Origin of the sequence: Xanthomonas hortorum (assembly GCF_024339125.1) — a bacterium.
GTDB classification, from domain to species: domain Bacteria; phylum Pseudomonadota; class Gammaproteobacteria; order Xanthomonadales; family Xanthomonadaceae; genus Xanthomonas; species Xanthomonas hortorum.
Genome location: NZ_CP101417.1, coordinates 2142185 through 2161080, shown reverse-complemented (window position 1 = coordinate 2161080; position 18896 = coordinate 2142185). Strand labels below are relative to the sequence as shown.

General features: G+C 60.5%; 14 protein-coding genes. 10 read left to right on the top strand and 4 right to left on the bottom strand.

The genetic code is table 11. The features are described 5' to 3' along the window. Positions 1-58: 58 nt before the first annotated feature. Positions 59-1918 (top strand): M14 family metallopeptidase, encoded by a 1860-nt coding sequence (locus NMB96_RS09060; RefSeq protein ID WP_043889490.1) that lies wholly within the window; start codon positions 59-61, stop codon positions 1916-1918. 69 nt (positions 1919-1987) lie between these two features. Here NMB96_RS09060 and NMB96_RS09055 read toward each other — a convergent pair whose 3' ends face one another. Then, positions 1988-2914: a LysR family transcriptional regulator gene (locus NMB96_RS09055; protein ID WP_023905348.1), complete on the bottom strand. Its 927-nt coding sequence runs from the start codon at positions 2912-2914 to the stop codon at positions 1988-1990. A 126-nt stretch (positions 2915-3040) separates the two neighbouring features. Between NMB96_RS09055 and NMB96_RS09050 the strand changes: the two genes are divergently transcribed. After that, positions 3041-3451, top strand: coding sequence for a Rid family hydrolase (locus tag NMB96_RS09050; RefSeq protein ID WP_023905349.1), 411 nt, complete (start codon positions 3041-3043; stop codon positions 3449-3451). A gap of 322 nt (positions 3452-3773) precedes the next feature. Here the strand turns inward: NMB96_RS09050 and NMB96_RS09045 are convergent, their stop codons facing one another. After that, positions 3774-3986 (bottom strand): hypothetical protein, encoded by a 213-nt coding sequence (locus NMB96_RS09045; RefSeq protein WP_152025594.1) that lies wholly within the window; start codon positions 3984-3986, stop codon positions 3774-3776. Between NMB96_RS09045 and NMB96_RS09040 the strand changes: the two genes are divergently transcribed. The 7 genes from NMB96_RS09040 (at position 3976) to NMB96_RS09010 (ending at position 16115) form a co-directional block, all read left to right on the top strand. Further along, complete coding sequence (locus NMB96_RS09040) at positions 3976-5145, top strand: hypothetical protein (RefSeq protein WP_183086906.1); 1170 nt, start codon at positions 3976-3978, stop codon at positions 5143-5145. The two genes, NMB96_RS09045 and NMB96_RS09040, sit on opposite strands and share 11 nt — an antisense overlap. 10 nt (positions 5146-5155) lie before the next feature. Further along, a complete protein-coding gene (locus tag NMB96_RS09035) occupies positions 5156-5584 on the top strand; it encodes a type 2 periplasmic-binding domain-containing protein (RefSeq protein ID WP_023905351.1) in 429 nt (142 codons plus the stop codon). Next, positions 5581-7713 carry a methyl-accepting chemotaxis protein gene (locus tag NMB96_RS09030; RefSeq protein ID WP_183086907.1) on the top strand — a complete coding sequence of 711 codons (2133 nt, stop codon included), beginning with the start codon at positions 5581-5583 and terminating at the stop codon, positions 7711-7713. The genes NMB96_RS09035 and NMB96_RS09030 overlap by 4 nt, the downstream gene beginning before the upstream one ends. 580 nt (positions 7714-8293) lie before the next feature. Next, a complete protein-coding gene (locus tag NMB96_RS09025) occupies positions 8294-9031 on the top strand; it encodes a DNA/RNA non-specific endonuclease (protein ID WP_006449698.1) in 738 nt (245 codons plus the stop codon). A gap of 153 nt (positions 9032-9184) precedes the next feature. Continuing rightward, positions 9185-10165 (top strand): IS5 family transposase, encoded by a 981-nt coding sequence (locus tag NMB96_RS09020; protein ID WP_183086603.1) that lies wholly within the window; start codon positions 9185-9187, stop codon positions 10163-10165. Positions 10166-11305: 1140 nt separating this feature from the next. Further along, a complete protein-coding gene (locus NMB96_RS09015; RefSeq protein ID WP_255086706.1) occupies positions 11306-12610 on the top strand; it encodes a DUF1837 domain-containing protein in 1305 nt (434 codons plus the stop codon). After that, positions 12594-16115, top strand: a complete 3522-nt coding sequence (locus NMB96_RS09010) for a DEAD/DEAH box helicase (protein ID WP_255086704.1) — start codon at positions 12594-12596, stop codon at positions 16113-16115. The genes NMB96_RS09015 and NMB96_RS09010 overlap by 17 nt, the downstream gene beginning before the upstream one ends. A 187-nt stretch (positions 16116-16302) precedes the next feature. Here the strand turns inward: NMB96_RS09010 and NMB96_RS09005 are convergent, their stop codons facing one another. Then, entirely contained in the window at positions 16303-16536 is a 234-nt protein-coding gene (locus NMB96_RS09005; protein ID WP_255086703.1) for a hypothetical protein, read from the bottom strand. Between the two features lie 225 nt (positions 16537-16761). Between NMB96_RS09005 and NMB96_RS09000 the strand changes: the two genes are divergently transcribed. After that, positions 16762-17864, top strand: a protein-coding gene (locus NMB96_RS09000) for an IS3 family transposase (protein WP_183086658.1) whose coding sequence is annotated in 2 segments (ribosomal slippage) — positions 16762-17020 and positions 17020-17864 — 1104 coding nt in all. Because the reading frame shifts where the segments join, the coding sequence is not laid out codon by codon here. Positions 17865-18139: 275 nt separating this feature from the next. Here NMB96_RS09000 and istB read toward each other — a convergent pair. Then, positions 18140-18883: an IS21-like element helper ATPase IstB gene (gene istB / locus NMB96_RS08990; RefSeq protein WP_053051498.1), complete on the bottom strand. Its 744-nt coding sequence runs from the start codon at positions 18881-18883 to the stop codon at positions 18140-18142. Positions 18884-18896: the final 13 nt, after the last annotated feature.

Sequence of the window (18896 nt, the reverse complement as noted above, 5' to 3'; positions counted from 1 at the left end):
TGCAGGTGCCTGCGCAGCGCCGCGCTCTTCCCCTTCGATCAAGACCCCTACGCCCCACATGACCTCCGATACGCGTCCCTCCTGCCTGCACGGCTCACCTGCCCCTCCACGCAATCAGCACGCGCCCGCCCGCGCTGCCACCACTCACGCAGCCCGCACTTGCCGGCACGCCTGCGCCAGCTTGCTCGCAGCAACGTTGTTCACCGCCGCACAGGTCAACGCGCAGTCCATCGACACCAGCGCGCCGCTGCCGCCGGTGCGCGCCTGGCATGGCGCCAGCGAGGCATTGATCGTCAAGCCGGGCGATCCGTGGAGCACACCGGTGGAGCGCAACGATTTCGCCAGCACGCCCAGCTATGACGAAACGCGCGCATGGCTGGAACGCCTGGTCGCCGCCTCGCCGCTGCTGTCGTTGGAAGTATTCGGCAAGAGCAGCGAGGGCCGCGATCTGTTGCTGGTGCGCGCGCACAAGGGCGCACCCGGCAAGCCGGTGGTGCTGGCGCAGGCGGCCATCCATGCCGGCGAAATCGACGGCAAGGACGCAGGCTTGATGTTGCTGCGCGATATCGCCCAACGTGGCAAGGACCACCTGCTCGACCAGGTCGATTTCGTGTTCGTGCCGATCTTCAATGTGGATGGTCACGAACAACGCGGCCCGCTGATCGGCGCCGCCCTGCGCGGCCCGCAACAGATGGGCTGGAACACCACCACACGCGGCATCAACCTCAACCGCGATTACCTCAACCTGGAAGCGCCGGAAACGCGCGCGATGGTCGCGTTGCTGCACCGGTTGGATCCGGCGCTCTACATCGATCTGCATGTCAGCGGCGGGCTGGATCATCAGTACGACATCACCTTTACCTTCGCCGGTTGGGGCACCTATGCACGCTCGCGCGCCACTGCCGATTGGTTGCAGCAACGCTTCACGCCGGCAATGAACACCGCGCTGCGCAGCCAGGGCCATGAGCCTGCGATCTACCCGAGCCTGATCGACGAAGACGAACCGCGCTCGGGCCTGCGTTACGCACCCGAAGGCCCGCGCTATTCCACCGGCTACGGCGACTTTGCCGGCATCCCCACCGTGCTGGTGGAGAACCATCGTTTGAAGTCGTACCGGCAGCGCGTGCTCGGCGACTACGTGTTGCTGGAAGAAGCGCTGCGCGTGGTCGGCCGCGATGCAAAAAAAATCGATGCAGCCAAGCGCGCCGATCGCGCCGCACGCCCGCAGGAATTGATGGTTGCCTGGGAACGCCTGCAACAGCCGATCGCCCAGGTGCCGTTCAAGGGCGTGAGCTATACCCGCGCGCTGTCGCCGGTGTCCGGCCGGCAGGAGCTGCGTTGGGAAGGCCGCGACGAAACCTGGACCATGCCGGTGATCGGCTATCGCCAGACCCAGGCGGTGCGCTACCCGCTCGCTTGGTGGATTCCGCCCGGCAACGACGATGTGGTCGAACTGCTCAAGGCACACGGCATTACATTCGAACGCTTGCAGCAACCGCGCCAGATCAACGTGCAGCAAATCCGCGTGGTGAAGGAAGCCGGCACCCACACACCGCACACCGAGCACATGCACGAAACCTTCGCCGCCGGCAGCATCCGCGTGCCTGCAGATCAACCGATGCGCATGTTGGCGGCCGCGTTGCTGGAGCCGCAGAGCAGCGATTCGCTGCTGGCCAGCGGACGTTTCCGCAATGCCGGCAGCCCCGACAGCGGCTTGTACGGCACCGAGCTGGTGGACTTCACAGAGCGCGTATTGCGCAGCGATGCGGCCCTGCGCGACGCGTTCGAACGCAAGCTCGCCGACGATGCCGCCTTCCGCGCCGATGGCGATGCACGCTTGCAATGGATCTATGCACGCTCGCCGTATGCGGCGATCACTGGCTGGCGTTATCCGGTGCGGCGTCAGCTGGCAGAATGATTCATCGGCATTGCCGATTCCATCGTGTGGGATCGGCAATGCAGTGCGCGTTTCTGTCGCATCAGCCCGTTACCGCAGTGCAGGCGCCCCCACCGGTGCATGCTCAGCCATCAACGCAATCACCCAATCGATAAACACCCGCAGCTTGGCGCTGACATGCCGGTTGGGCGGGAACGCGATCGACAGTGGCATCGGCTCCAGTGACCAGTCATCGAACAGTTGCACCAGCTCGCCACTGGCGACATGCGCCCTGGCCATGTACACCGGCAACCACAGCACGCCCATGCCGGCCAGGCCTGCGGCCAGATAGGCGTTGCCATCGTCGGACGCCACCACGTAACGCCCCTGCAGATTCACCGCTTCATTGCCGCGCTGCATGACATAGGGCACGGTCTTGTTGTTGCTCCAACGCATGAAACCGACACAGCGATGCTGGGTGTTTTCCAACTCCTGCGGGTGCGCCGGCATGCCCAGCCGCTGCAGATACGCTGGCGCCGCATACACACCCGCCTGCAGGTCGCCCACACGGCGCGCAATCAACGATTGATCGGTGATGATGCCGCCGCGCACCACGCAATCCACGTTCTCGCCAATCAGATCCACGCGACGATCGCTCACGCCCATATCCAGCTGGATATCCGGATAGCGCGCATGAAATGTCGGCAGCGCCGGCATCAGGATCAGGCGCGCCAATGGGCTGGGCACATCCACGCGCAAGCGCCCGCGCGGCAGCGCCGATGCATCGGACAGGCTGGTCTCCGCATCGTCCATGTCTGCCAGCAGCCGCAGCACGCGCTCGTAGTACGCCGCGCCATCGGCGGTGACATGCACCCGGCGCGTGGTGCGGTTGAGCAAGGTCACGCGCAGGCGTGCCTCCAGCTGCTGCACCAACTGGGTCACGCTGGCCCGGCTCATGTGCAAGGTCTCGGCCGCTTTGGTAAAGCTGCCGGTCTCAACCACACGCGCAAACGCCTGCATCGCGTCGAACCGATCCATCGCCGCTCCCAACCCAAAGATTGTTTGGATTCTACAAATAGTGTTGGCCGGGGTTGCCGATTTATCGCAGGCGTGCAAGCGCCTACCGTGGCTGTCTGTTCCGACTCGACGCTTGATGGAGATCCCATGGCAACACGTGACGTTGTTTTTCCGCGAGGGCGCCACGCCCTGTATGAGCGCCATCGCTATTCCCCGGCGGTGCGCGCCGAGGGCTTGTTGTTTGTCGCCGGCCAGGTCGGCAGCCGCGAAGACGGCTCGCCGGAACCGGAGCTGGCCGCAGAGATCGCCCGCGCTTTCGACAATCTCGATGCCATCCTCGCAGCGGCCGGTTGCACCTCGCAGGACGTCGTCGACGTCACCTTGTTCATGGTCAACCCGGAAGTGGTCTTCGAGGCCATGTGGGAAAAGTGGGTCAGCTACTGGGGCCCGGCGCCCTACCCCACCGTCACCGCAGTGGGCGTGACCTGGCTGGCTGGTTTTCGGTTCGAGATCAAGGTGGTGGTCACATTGCCGGCATTGCCGACGAAGCAGCAGTAAGCGGTTTCAGTCACTCTGCGGCCGTTAACCGGCCACATCTGATTGCCGCTGATAACGTTTTCAATGGCGGCATGACGACTAGCGATAAATCATTAGCACGTTCGATCAAAGTCACTGAATAAAAACGCCACGCCTGGCTTGCCAGCGCGTGGCGTTTTTTGTTATCGCGCGCTCGAGAACAGTGCGGCAGGCGCCTTCCCAGGTACCCGCGATGCCTCTGTTGCCCTTATCAATCCACGACTTGTCGCGCAGGCAACCTGCAAGCACCAACGACGGACGATTATGTCCGCAGATAATCATCCAGCTGTTTTAAGCAGCCAGATCAGCCGCCTCGATAGGGCAAAACTATCGTCCATTTTTGTAGTGTCTGCGGATTTTTAAGTAGTCCATCGATTTGTAAAAGTCCCGCTAAAGCAACGATGCGAACGGCCGCTACCGGGGATCTGGGCGTTGCGACGCCCGTCACCGTTTTGCCGACGCGCGCCGATGGCGCTGCGCCCATCAAACCTTCAGCAGGGGCTTCAATGAAACTCACCGTCAAACTGCTCAGTGGCGCCATTGCCCTGGTTTCGTCGACTTGCGCCTATGCGCAGCAGGACGCGATGTTTTCCTTCAGCGGCTTCGGCACGCTGGGCGTAGTGCATTCGACCGAGGACCAGGCCGACTTCACGCCCGACATCCAGACCGAAGAAGGCGCAGGCGCCAGTCACTCCATCTCGGCCCGTCCGGACTCGCGCATCGCCGGCCAGGTCAATGCCAACTTCACCGAGAAGTTCACCGGCGTATTGCAGGTGACCAGCGAGTACGCCGAGCGCGGCGATTACGATCCCAAGGTCACGCTGGCGCATGTGAAGTATCAGTTCGGCCCGCAGTTCGCCGCCCGCCTGGGCCGCATCACTGCGCCGCTGTACATGCTCTCGGAGTACCAGCGCGTCGGTTACGCCACGCCCTGGGTGCGTCCGCCCTACGAGGTCTACAACTACCTGCTGCCGATGGACGGCGTCGAAGGCGTGTACACCATCAATGCGGGCGAGAGCGTGGTCAGCGTGCAGGGCTTTTACGGCCGCATCAATTCGAAGAAGGCCGATGTGTACGCCATGCGCGGCCTGGCGCTGGGCCTGGAATCGGGTGCGTCGACGTTCCGCGCCGCCTACATCGTGGGCACCACCGATTTCGACACCCCGCAGCTGGACCGCCTGTTCTCGGCCTATCAGCGCATCAATCCTGCGCTGGCCGATCGCCTGACCACCTATGGCGTTGACGGCAGCTTTGCCAGCGTTGGCTACGCCTACGATCCGGGCAACTGGTTCCTGCGCAGCGAAGTGATTCGCGCCGATTACTCGCCTTCGCTTAACGGCAAGACCACCTCCGGCTATCTCAGTGTGGGCGGGCGTTTCGGCACGCTGACGCCGTCGCTCACCTATGCCAATGTCGATCGCAAAGGCCCGACCATCGCCCCCGGCCAGGATCCGGTCGGGGTGATGACACGCGCCCTGGCGCAGGCCGAAAGCGGCCGTCACAGCTTCACCGCTGCGCTGCGTTGGGACGCGCGTGAGAGCGTCGCGTTCAAGCTGCAGGCCAGCCACATCAACAACAACGCGGGCTCGTTCGGGTCGTTGAACAACATCCAGCCGGGCTTCCGTCCGGGCGGCAGCTACAACCTGCTGTCGGCGTCTGTCGACTTCGTGTTCTAAGAGAGCCCCCATGACCATTTCCAAGTGTTTTGCAGTCTCCCTGCTTGCTGCGTTATCGCTGACCGCGTTCTGTGCCAATGCCGATGTTGTGGTGGTGATGTCGGCCAAGGGCGGCCCGGACAGCCTGAGCGCTGCGCAGGTGTCGCAGATCTTCCTGGCCAAATCCAACAGCCTGCCCGGCGGCGGCGCGGCCGTGCCGATCGACCAGGAAGAAGGCGTCGCCACCCGCGATGAGTTCTACAAGAAAGTGGCCTCGCGCGATTCGGCGCAGCTGAAGTCGTATTGGTCGCAGCTGATGTTCACCGGCAAGGCGCAGCGTCCCAAGCGTGTCAGCGGCGATGACGCGGTCAAGAAGGCGGTTGCGGCCACACCGGGTGCCATCGGTTACATCAGTGCCAGTGCAGTGGACGCCAGCGTCAAGGTCGTCCTGAAGCCGTGACCCGCCACCTGCTCGAGACTCAAGTCATGAGACGTATTCTGTCGCTACCGTTGTTCTGGAAAATCCTGATGCCGGCAGCGGTGGCGATCCTTTGCCTATCGAGCTATGTGGCCTTCAGTACGCTGGTGTTTCACCGCAACAACGACCGTCTGGAAGCGGTGCGCGACGTGCATTTCCCCATGCTCGATGCGATGACGCGCAACGTGGCGGCGCTGGACAAGCTCATCAACGGGCTCAATGGCGCCGCCGCTGCGGGCGATGCCGATATGTTGGCGGCCACCAAGCCGGTGGCCGACGAGATCCACGGCTCGTACGTAAAATTGCAAAAGGCCGACCCGGCCAATGCAAAAGAGCTGGCACGCCTGGGCAAGGAGTTCGATCAGTACTACAGCCTGGCGCATGGCGTGGCTGCGGCGTTCGTGGAGCAGCGCGAACCCGATGCGCAGCAGATGAGCGCGATGGCACCGGCATTGGAGACCTATCGCACCACCCTGACCGCCATGCAGAAGCGCGCCGATGCACGCTTCCGCGGCACCGTGCAGGAAGCGCTGGACAGCTCGGTCACCGCAAGCATGGGCGGCCTGATCCTGGGCCTGGTCGGCGCGGTGGTGTGCATTGGTTTTGGCTGGATCGTGGCACGTGCCATCACCCAGCCGCTCAATCGTGCCATCGGCATTGCACATGCGGTGTCGTCGGGCAAGTTGGAAAACACCATCTCGATCGACCGCAACGACGAAGTCGGCCAACTGCTGCAGGCGATGGACAGCATGCAGCGTCAGCTGCGTCGCGTGATCCAGGCGCAGACGGAGATGGGCGACAAGCACGAGGCCGGCATGGTCAGCCACCGTATTGCCGAGCAGGAATTTCCCGGCGAATTCGGCAGCATGGTGCGCGCCAGCAACACGCTGGTATCCAGCCATCTCGCAGTGACCATGCAGATCGTTGCGCTGACAGAACGCTATGCCGCAGGCGATCTGTCGCAGCAGCTGGCACCGTTGCCGGGCGAAAAAGCGGTGATCAGCCAATCGATCAACGATGTGCGGGCCAGCCTGTTGTCCATCAACGGCGAGATCAAGCGCTTGGCCGCGGCTGCGGCGGCGGGCGACTTCAGCGCACGTGGCGACGAGACCGCGTTCGAACATGATTTCCGCCAGATCGTGGTGGATCTCAATCATTTGATGAGCACCTCGGACAGGAGTCTTGGCGAGGTGTCGCAGGTGTTGCAGGCCATTGCCAGCGGCGATCTGACCACACGCATGCACGGCACTTCTTCCGGTGTCTTTGCGCGCATGCGCGACGATGCCAACACCACGGTGGACCGCCTGACCGATATCGTCGGGCGCATCCAGCATTCGTCCTCGGAGATCGACACCGCTGCCGGCGAAATTGCCGCCGGCAATCAGGATCTGTCGCGGCGCACCGAGTTGCAGGCCGCCAACCTGGAAGAAACCGCTGCCTCGATGGAAGAACTCACCGCCACCGTCAAGCAGAACGCCGAACACGCCCGTCAAGCCAACGCGCTTGCACGCAGCGCTGCCGGTGTGGCCTCGCAAGGTGGCGAGGTGGTCAGCCTGGTGGTCGGCACCATGTCGGGTATCGAAACCTCGTCCAAGAAGATCGCCGAGATCATCAGCGTCATCGACGGCATCGCGTTCCAGACCAATATCCTGGCCTTGAACGCGGCGGTGGAAGCCGCACGTGCCGGCGAGCAGGGCCGCGGTTTTGCCGTGGTGGCAAGCGAGGTGCGCACCCTGGCACAGCGCTCGTCCGGTGCGGCCAAGGAGATCAAGGGGCTGATCGATGCATCGGTGGGCAAGGTGGCCGAAGGCTCGGCACTGGTGCGCAAGGCCGGCACCACCATGACCGAGATCGTTGCCAGCGTGAATCGCGTCACCGACATCATGGGCGAGATCACTGCAGCTTCCAGCGAGCAATCGGCCGGAATCGAGCAGGTCAACCAGACCGTCATCCAGATGGACGAGACCACGCAGCAGAATGCGGCACTGGTGGAAGAAGCCATGGCTGCGGCACGGGCGATGGAGCAGCAATCCAGCACGCTCACGCAATTGGTCTCGCAGTTCCAACTGGCGCCTGCCACCGAACAGCAGCTGGTACGACACGTCGCATAGCGGGTCGCTCGATCGATCGAACCGAACGCCTCACCACACGCTCGACACCCCTCTCTGCACGCACTGCAGACGAGGGGTTTTTCGTTTTGGGATCATGCGAATGCCAAGCTGAGGCGATGTGGTGATCCGGCAATGTTGCCCGGCGAGCCGCCCCCTTCCCATCGAGGAGTGCCCCTGCGTTGCCGACAGGGCCAGCCGAAGCTGGCGTACTTCCTGACCTTCACGTCAGTGGTCCTCCGACGTTACCCACAGCGCATTGCTGATTGCGCGCTATTGCAGAAAGCACGGTTAAGACGCGCATCTGCCCGGTCCGGGCATAACCAATCACTTATCGCCTGCGTGCCGTATGCACGAAAAATCCTGATAAACATCACACTTTTATCGAAAAAAGTGGTGCGAGTGCACATTCCTCACGCCTACGTCACCAACAAGAAACATTTGCGTGAGATAGCTGTTGCGCTCGCTAACCACCGAGCCAACCTGTCCCCCTTCCAGCGCGCGTTCCGCTGAACGTCGATCTGCTCACCGGCAGCCGGCGGTGGCTTCGTGCGTCCGAATGATTCCAAGGAGATTCACTCCCATGCGCTTCAGGACCTTCTTCGCCGTTCTGCTTCTCACCGCTTTCAGTGCCACCGCAAATGCACAGGTCGTCACCCTCAACAAGGGCGGTTACACCCTGAGCTACGACTGCACCAACCACACCGCGCTGCGCTACGAATACGTCCTGCAGGCCGATACCGGCTCGGCGGCGCGTCCGTCCAGCTTCAATCTGGATACCGAACTGCCCAGCGGCTGCGCCGGCCAGACCTCCACTGCCTCCTACGCCAGCGTGCGCACCGGCTACGATCGCGGCCACCTGGTGACCTCCAACCACATGGACTACAACGCGACCTACATCCGTCGCGCCAACCTGATGTCCAACATCGTGCCGCAGGTGGCCAGCTTCAACCAGGGCATCTGGGTGCGTGCCGAAAACGTGGCCGAGTGTTACCGCGACATCGCCAGCGTGCAGGTCTACGGCGGGGTGATCTACAGCGACACCACCAACGATTACTTCCTGACCAGCCACGGCATCCGCACCCCGGATTTCTTCTGGAAGACGATCATCACCGCCAACCCGGGCGGCGGCACGCGCGCGATCAGCTGGCTGATTCCCAACAGTGCCACGCTCGGTTCGCTCGATAGCTACATCGTCAGCATCGACGAACTGGAAGACCTGTACGGCGCCAGCGCCATCGGCATCACCGCTCCGGCCGCCGTCAAGGCCATGCTGCCTGCCACCACCTGGCCGCAGCCGAGCAATTGCGACCTGAGCTGATCACCGGTCAGGGACGCGAAGTAGAAAAGCCCGGGCATGCCCGGGCTTTTTTCTTCACACCATCGCCATGCACGACGAAAGATCAGCTAAGGAACCTCTGAACAACGCACCACAGATACGCGACACTACCCGCCTCATGTTGAGGAGTGATCCATGCAACTGACGTTCGGTGACGCTGAGGGCCTGGGCAAGCGCAAGCAGACCCGGCGGGAGATCTTTCTGGCCGAGATGGAGCAGGTGGTTCCGTGGCAGCAACTGCTCGGGCTGATCGCGCCGCACTATCCCGTGTCGGGGCGGCCAGGTCGGCAGCCGTACGCACTGGCGACGATGTTGCGGATTCATCTGCTGCAGCAGTGGTATGCGCTGAGCGATCCGGCGATGGAAGAAGCGCTGCACGAGATTCCGACCTTGCGGCGCTTTGCCCAGCTCGGTGGCTTGGACAACGTTCCGGACGAGACCACGATTCTCAACTTTCGCCGCCTGCTGGAGACCCATGGCCTTGCCGCGCGGATGCTGGAAGCGGTCAACGCGCATCTGGCGCGTAAGGGCCAGAGCCTGCGGTCGGGCACGATCGTCGATGCGACGCTGATCGCGGCGCCCAGTTCGACCAAGAATGCCGACAACGCGCGCGACCCTGAGATGCATCAGACCAAGAAGGGCAATCAGTGGTATTTCGGGATGAAGGCGCACATCGGCGTGGATGAATTTTCCGGGTTGGTGCACCACGTCCATTGCACAGCCGCCAACGTCGCCGATGTCACGGTGATGCACACGTTGCTGCATGGCAAAGAAGACAGCGTGTTCGGCGATAGCGGCTACACCGGTGCGGACAAACGCGAAGAACTGCAGGCCTGCAAGGCTGCATTCTTCATCGCCGCCAGGCCCTCGACGATGCAAGCCCTCGGCAACAAGCGCGAGCGTGCTCGGGAAAGACGTTGGGAACACTTCAAGGCCAGTGTGCGCGCGAAGGTGGAGCATCCATTCCGGGTGATCAAGCGCCAGTTCGGCTACACCAAGGTCCGCTATCGCGGCCTGGCCAAGAACACCGCGCAGGTGCTGACCTTGTTTGCGCTATCGAACCTGTGGATGAAGCGAAAGCAGTTACTGCCGACGATGGGGAGCGTGCGCCTGTAACCCGGGGAATTCCCAAGGAAAGCTCCAGAAATTGCGAAAAATCCGAAGATCCAAACGCGACTCTCCGGAACGATGCGACATCCCGCACTCTCAGGCCTCATTGTTCAGACCTTCCTTAGGTAGTATGGGTTTGAAATTAGTTTGATCGAATAACGGCGTTCTGTGAGGCATGGCTCCCTCCAAGCAAAACATTTCTGGTTTAGTCGACCCAATGCGCAACTAACTTGGCATCATTCGAACTGAGAGCCTTCGCCTTGATGACCTGAGCCATGCCCGCGAATGCCCGCAAGAAGTGGCAAATGAGGCGGTTGATGTTGCTCTGTATTCCCAGCTCACTGCTGAGTCCGTTCCGCTGCGGACGGCCGCGTTAGTACTAGCTTGGACCAACTCATGCGTTTTGCACAGCGGGGATTGAGCGGGCACGTCGCCGCCCCATCACTTGAGTCTGGTGAAACCAAGCAGTTCCAGCGTCTAATGCTCCGACAATGCCTGTTCCCTAGTCAGCTGCGCGCTGATCGGCGCCTGCTCTTTCTAGCAGCTGGATGAGTCGTTGGATGCGGTCCAGAACTTGAGTTGCAGTGCGACTGAAATGGAGGCCATCGATCGCCACCAGGGCAGCGGCGTCGACCTGTGGCGGGCCTTATCAGGCATCGGACGTTCCTCAGTCCGGTCCGGAGCGAGCTGGCATTGTCGAACCTGTTTGGCATAGACCGATAAGGCCTGTTCTGATTGCGTTGGCGTTGATGTTGGCGTGGCACCACGCAAGGACTGAAGTGAAGAGAGTGATGACGTCTCCCCCGCCTCACGCAGCACGTACATTGTCCCAGTCTCCGGCCGCAATGGTTGTACGACCCGTGTCATGATGCAGCACGTTAAATCTTCTAGCTACCCTTCATACGTGCACCGAGCGGATATTCGAGGCGCGCGTCAAGGGCTTGCGCATCGACAACTAACCACGGCACCATTTGACAAGAAATTGTCGTCGTGTAATGACGTCGTCGCTAGTATTGCGACACTCAAAGAAGCAGCCTACAGCCGCTGAAGACCGCTTGCAGGAGGGAGGGTATAAATTCGCTTCGATTCATTGACCTACGATTAATTGACGACCCCGTTGACTTCGTCCGAGGTCCTGGCTCCGTATTGGATTTCTCCGAAACAAGCTTCTCGGATTTCTTCGCGTCCGAACTCAAGGTTAACATCGACGACCCGAAGTACGCGGTCAATGGGAGATCTAACGGCAAACGTCTCCGCCATTTCTTTCAGGTATGCGATGACGCGGCTGCCATTCGTGCCCTTGACGCACCGTGGGGGCATCGGGCCGGATATCTGATCCGATCCGGCAGCGCCGCCCCTGTCGCTGTTGTCCAGACCCGATGTCAAAGCCTGATCGTTCGCCTAAACCACGACGCCAAGCCGTCGCGATCGTCGGCAGGCACACAGCCCACCCGGCCCGACCACGCGTCGATTGCCAAACTCAAAGCGGACCTGATGCAGGTAGCGGCGGTAAAACCGCACGCACACAGCGACGGGCTTGACCTGTACGAGATGCTAGAACGCGAGATCCCGCTCACTCAAGTCATCGAGTCCAAAATCCGCCGCGCCACAGAAACCGGGGCGCCCTTTTTCACGTACGCGAATTTTTCCCAGCTAAAGGAAGGAACGAGGATGGCACAGTTCAGTGATTGGTGCAGTTCGGTAGATACGGTGCTGGGAAACCACCATCGGCGTGTGATGACCGCACAGGCAGCAAATCTAGCCGTCGGCATTCAGGCGACGGCGGCTATCGTGCCCTCTCACTATGCTTCGGAAGAGCACGTCGCCCGGGCACTGGCGCGGCTCGGCAAGCCAGCAGCCGCCGCGTTGATCGAGAAAAAGCTACCGACCACTAAGCAGATTCGGTCCGGTGATCTCGGTGAAATCTATGCAACGGAATGGATAGCTGCTTGCAGCGGTGGCTACAGCGCGCCGATCAAACGCCTGCGCTGGAAAGATCATCGCAATATGGCCATGCGTGGTGAAGACGTGATTGGAATCCGGCAAGATCCCCACTCGCAACGCCTTCAGTTCTTGAAGACAGAGGCGAAGAGTCGCGCCGGCCTGACCGCCCAGGTCATGACCGAAGCCCGAGCCGGGCTGGACAAGGATGGAGGATTGCCTTCAGCACACGCCCTGCACTTTATCTCTGCGCGTCTAGTGGAACTCGGCAATCTGGCGCTGGCCGATGCAATCGATGATGCGCAACTCAAGCATGGCGTCCAACCGCAGAGTGTTCAGCATCTACTTTTCACATTCTCAGGAAATGCACCAGACACATTTCTAGCCGGCTCGCTGCAAGCTTATACCGGCTCTATCAATCAGTGGGCTGTAGGAATTCGCGTGGAAGGACATGTAGCCTTCGTCAGTGCGGTCTACGACAGAGTGATCGCCAATGCCAACAACCCCTGAGTCCATTGCTGCGGATATAGCTCAAGCGACGGCTCCCGGCTTTCGAGGGCGACTGATAGCTCGGGGGCAAGCCCGCGCCATCATCTGGCGTGACGGTGCACTTCCGCTCGATGCACCGGACTTCTCATCGCAGCTTAGTTACGACCTACACAGCTACGCCTACGCCCTGCTTGGTCTTGGCTTGCGCCTCCGAGAGCTCGACGGCGACCCGGCTGTGGCTCGCACAGCCTTCGAACAGGCTGCAACTGCCCTTGAGGCGGTGATGGCAAAGGGCAATCGCCAAGAGGCCGATCGCGACTTCCACTTTGTCATGGCCGCTGCCGCCTACCATCTCGCCCACCTGTCTGCACGCGCCTATTCGCTCCTTGCAATCGTTGAGCGAGAGGAAAATTTCTCACCGATCGAGCGGGCGCTGGCTCAGTTGATGACGCGGAATTTCGATGCCTTGCGCACCAGCGTCCTCGACTACCGCACTTTCGGCAAAGGCAGTGATGAGCGGATAGCCGCGTCCATAGAATCTCGACTCGAACAACTAGAGCGCGCGAACGTATTTCCAGACACCAATGGTGACGACTTCCTCTTCGAAGGTCTGAATACCGCGATCACCGACACCTTCATGTCCGGCATGTCACTCTACCTGCTTGCGCTCGATCGCGGCGAGCGAGAGTTCGTCGATCGCGCGCTCGAGCAACTACGCGTCAACCTAGAAGTTTGCAGCCAAATGAACATGCTGCCTCAGTGGTGGGTACTTCGCGTCGCCATTGATCTCCTTTCGGACCTTTGGTCGAGCACGTTCCATGAAAGGGTGCCATTGCAGCCATTGGGAGGGACAGCGGCCGACTGGCCACATTTGCGCGAACTATTCATTGCAGCCTTGCAGCGTCGCCGCAGGGCAGAAATTGACCTTTGGCCATCGCAGATTGAGAGCGCCGCCCGCGCCGTCGATCAGTCGGACGACTTAGTTGTTTCGCTGCCGACGAGTGCCGGCAAGACTCGCATTGCTGAGCTGTGCATCCTGCGCTGCCTCGCCGGTGGCAAGAGGGTGGCGTTCATCACGCCACTGCGCGCGCTCTCGGCACAGACCGAAGCCACACTCCAACGGACATTCGGCCCCCTCGGCAAAACCATTTCTAATCTCTATGGCAGCATCGGAGTCACAGCCTTTGATGAAGACTCGATTCGCAAGCGCGACATCGTCGTGGCGACGCCAGAGAAGCTCGACTTCGCGCTCCGCAACGATCCTTCGCTGCTCGATGACGTCGGCCTTCTGGTCTTCGACGAAGGGCACATGATCGGCCTCAATGAACGTGAGGTCCGCTACGAAGTACAGATTCAGCGGCTCCTGCGCCGCGCCGACGCATCGGAGCGTCGAATCGTATGCTTATCGGCTATCCTTCCCGATGGGGATCAACTCGATGACTTTGCCGCGTGGCTGCGTCGCGATCATCCCGGCGGGCTGATCAAGAATGATTGGCGCCCAACCCGCCTACGCTTCGGTGAGGTCGTATGGACATCGCCCACTGCTCGGCTCAACCTACAAGTCGGTGAAGAACGACCCTGGGTCCAAAGGTTCCTCACTGGCGCCGCCCCTCCCAACTGGACTCCGCCCAAGCGCCGTCGCTTACAGCTATTTCCTAAGAACCAGCGTGAACTCTGCCTTGCCACTGCTTGGCGGCTTGTCGATGACGGTCAAACGGTGCTGATCTTCTGTCCAGAACGCCGCAGCGTCGAACCATACGCTGACGTCATCGTTGATCTGCATGAGCGCGGCGCCCTGCGCTCGTTGCTTGATGCCAATCCGAATGTACTGAACACCGCAATCGCACTGGGCGAGGAATGGCTTGGCTCAAAAAACCCCATCATTAAATGCCTTAGGCTCGGCGTCGCCCTTCATCACGGCGCGCTGCCTACGGCTTACCGTAAGGAGATCGAACGTTTACTACGCGAGAATGTCCTAAAAGTGACAATCTCCTCTCCGACCTTGGCGCAGGGCCTTAACCTATCCGCTACTGCCGTCATCATGCACTCCCTGCACCGCGCGGGAGAGCTGATCGAAATCAGCGAATTCAAGAACGTTATCGGTCGTGCCGGACGGGCTTATGTCGACATCGAAGGCGTAGTGCTCTTTCCAATGTTCGAGGACGCCCAAAGAAAGAGAGTGGCCTGGGACGCACTTGTCACGGACCTTCGCGCGCGGAATATGGAAAGCGGCCTTGTCCTGCTGGTCGTGGAGTTGCTGACGCGAATGAGTGCCCGTATAGGAGGTGACATCAATCAGTTAGTTGATTATGTGGTCAACAACACCGCAGCCTGGACATTCCCCGAGATAGCAAATGAAAAGCCGGAGGACCGTGCGCGTGCCATGGAAGATTGGGAGCGGCACATTGCGACGCTCGATACAGCCATCCTCGGCCTCATCGGGGAGAGCGACATTCCAGATGAAGGGATTGAGGCAGCTCTGGACGACATCCTCCAATCTTCACTATGGCAACGACGCCTGCTGCGTCTGGAACCTGAACTACAACGGTTGTTGAAGGCAGGTCTTTCGTCTCGCAGCCGGCTGATCTGGAACAAGTCGACCGCAGCCCAACGTAGCGGCTACTTTCTGGCAGGCGTTGGTTTGACCACTGGCCTCGCCCTCGACGCCATTGCCTCAGAAGTCAACATGCTTCTCATCCAGGCTAATGGTGCAATCCTAGCGGGTGATTCCGAAATCGCGATCAGCTCCATCACCAGCATCGCCGAGCGTGTATTTGCATTTTATCCGTTTATACCCGACCCGTTGCCGGCGAACTGGAGAGGCATCCTGCGACTTTGGTTGCTTGGCCAGCCTCTCATCTCCCTAGTTGAGGAGATCCCATCGGAAGTACTTCAGTTTATTGAAGGAGGCCTGATATATCGGCTCCCTTGGGCTATGGAAGCAATCAGAGTCCGCGCTAGCGCAAATGGCGACACGGTAGGGACCGATGGCTTGAGTCTAGAAGACCATGAGCTTGGCCTCGCTGTGCCAGCGGTCGTAACTGGCACACTCAGTCGCTCCGCATCGATCCTTATCCAAGCGGGCTTCAACTCGCGGCTGGCCGCAATTAAAGTGGTCACCGACACCGGCGCGAACTTCGGCACAGGAAGTGAGTTGCGGCAGTGGCTGGATGGAGATGTGGTCGCCGCTTGGAATACCCGGGCCGACTGGCCAACTAGAGAGACAAGACCAATTTGGATGGAGTTTGCTCAGACCGTCGCACCAAGCGAGGGGTCCAGTTGGGCCAATCGGCACTACTGGGCGAGCATCATCTGGTTGTCTGCACCATCACCGCCCGGCACCATCGTTCAACTGCATCACTGGGAAGGGCAGACATGGGTGCTTTCAGCGGACGGCACTCCGCTAGGCATGCTTAAGGGCGAACTCAAGCCCAATCGCAGTGGCCTACTCCGCGCTAAGGTGGCGCAGGACGTCAGCAGGATTGACATCGAGTATCTCGGTCCTGACGATCTGGCCACTGCATAGCAGTCCGAACTACCGGAAGCGCAATAGGACGGATGCAGGGAATATTGAGCATCGCTTGCCTCGTCCTAGGTCGACTGCGACGCCCATGATCACGAGGGTCGCGACCACAGCACTCTCACCATTACCTGAAGGTTGACTGGTCGCCGTTCCTGGAACCAGTCCAGTCTTGAGTTCGATTAGCTTTACATCAACTTTCGCCACCTTTGGAGAATTGAAGGCATTGATCTGTTTCAACCATGATCGGATGATTGTGCATGAGCAGTTGTTTCGGCTCTATGCTTCCGGCATCTGCAGTCCCGGCCTTCACCTCCTGAAACACAACTCCAGCATCTGCGGCTTGAGCCAATTTAGGCCCTTCTTTCCCACAAGCTACAACTAGAGCAGCCAGTGAGATCAGCAACAGGAGATTGATCACCTTCACAGGTCTTGCCTGAAATTCGTTCGTGGGCTTCCAATATGCCATCTAGATGTGGCGTCGGTTACGGTAGCGAGGCGGCCCGACACGAGCAAGCAGATCTGATACGCGCCTCCTGCCAGAGACGGCGGACGCCGCCTAATCTAAACGTGCCTGCCGCTGTCGACGTCCCCCCGATTTTGAGTAGCGCCTCAGTTTGGAGTCCAATTCCCTACCCCGAGGAGATTGGACGTGAAGAAACGTTTTACTGACGAGCAGGTCATCGGCTTTCTGCGCGAAGCCGAAAGCGGCGTGGCGATCAAGGACCTGTGCCGGCGCCATGGCTTCAGCGAGGCCTCGTACTACCTGTGGCGCAGCAAATTCGGCGGGATGAGCGTGCCTGATGCCAAGCGGCTCAAGGACCTCGAGTCCGAGAACGCGCGGCTGAAGAAGTTGCTGGCCGAGCAATTGTTCGAGAACGACCTGATCAAGGATGCGCTGCGAAAAAAGTGGTAAGCGCACCGGCGCGTCGTACGCTGGTGCGCGAGTGGATCGGGCGTGGCGCCAGCGAGCGTCGCGCCTTGGCAGCGATCGGCATGAGCGCCAGTGCGCTGCGCTATTGCCCACGCGAAGACCGCAATGGCGAACTGCGCGAGCGCATCGTTGCGTTGGCGCATCGCCATCGCCGCTATGGCGTGGGAATGATCTATCTCAAACTGCGACAGGAAGGGCGCATCGTGAACTACAAACGGGTGGAGCGGTTGTACCGCGAGCAGCAGCTACAGGTCCGACGGCGCAAACGCAAAAAGGTGCCAATAAGCGAGCGTCAGCCGCTGCTGCGGCCAGCGCAGGCCAATCAGGTGTGGTCGATGGACTTCGTGTTCGACCGCACTGCCGACGGTCGGGTGGTCAAGTGTCTGGTGATCGTGGACGATGCAACCCACGAAGCGGTCGCCATCGACGTGGAGCGCGCGATCTCGGGACATGGCGTTGCGCGCGTGCTGGATCGGTTGGCACACAGTCGCGGTTTGCCGAAGGTGATCCGCACTGACAACGGCAAGGAGTTTTGCGGCAGGGCGATGGTCGCCTGGGCACATGCCCGTGGTGTGCAGTTGCGGCTGATCCAACCCGGCAAACCGAACCAGAACGCCTACGTCGAATCGTTCAACGGCCGACTACGCGACGAATGCCTCAACGAGCACTGGTTCCCGACACTGCTGCACGCGCGCACCGAAATCGAACGCTGGCGACGCGCGTACAACGAAGAGCGACCCAAGAATGCAATCGGCGGCATGACCCCGGCTGCTTATGCCCAACATCTGGCAAACACCGATATCATTACCCCCGGACTCTAAACCAAGCCGCTACTCAGGGCGGGGGGACGTCGCTGTGTCCGTAGACCATCTAGATAGTCAGCCCACGCTTGCATCATTTTTCGGCGCTCGGTGAGATGAGCTGTGCGGTTGTAGGCTCGCCCCAATGGATCACGTACTGCATGCGCGAGCTGATGCTCGATATAGTCTGGGTACGAAAAGCCAACCAACTGGACACTCATCGGCGACGGAACTGGACACCGCCGCCAAATGAATTGGATGCGAGCGCCAGAAGCGCTGGACAGCGCCGCCAATCTTCACTTCCCGGACTTGGCCACCTTCGTCTTTCGCATGGATTCACCCTTGAGCGCTAGTTTGTGGCTGCTGTGAATCAGTCGATCCATGATGGCATCAGCCAAAGCAGGGTCATGGATAAACGCATGCCAGTCCTGCACTGGCATCTGGCCAGCCACAATCGTGGCGCCAGAGCCGACACGGTCATCGAGTAATTCCAGTAGATCTGCACGTCCGCGGCTGCTCAGCGGCGTCAGGCCGAAATCATCCAAGATTAGTAGTCCGGTCCTGGCGAGTTGATTGCGAAGCTTGGCCAGTGAGCCGTCCGCATGCCCGACCTCCATGTCTTCCAACAGGCGGCCTACGCGCCGGTAGCCTACGGTGATCCCTTGGCGTGCGGCTTGTACGGCCAGGGCACATGCCAACCAGGTCTTTCCAGTACCTGTTTGTCCAGTGACCAAAACGTTTTGGCGGTGCTCAATCCAGCCACAGGTCAGCAAATCCGCGATCACCGATCGATCCAACCCGCGCCCAACACGATAGTCAATAGCCTCCGGTTCGGCGTAGACCTTGAGCTTGGCATTGCGAATCAGGCGCGTGAAGCGCTTGCTGTCGCGCTGACTCACCTCGGCGTCAACCAGATGGCCAAGGCGCTGATCGAAGCCGAGTGCTCCGTAGCTGGATTGGGCGAGTTGATGTTCGACGCCAGCCACCATGCCGGTCAATTTGAGCGTTCGTAGCTGATCAATCGTATGTTCCAAAGACATAATGTTCTCCCTG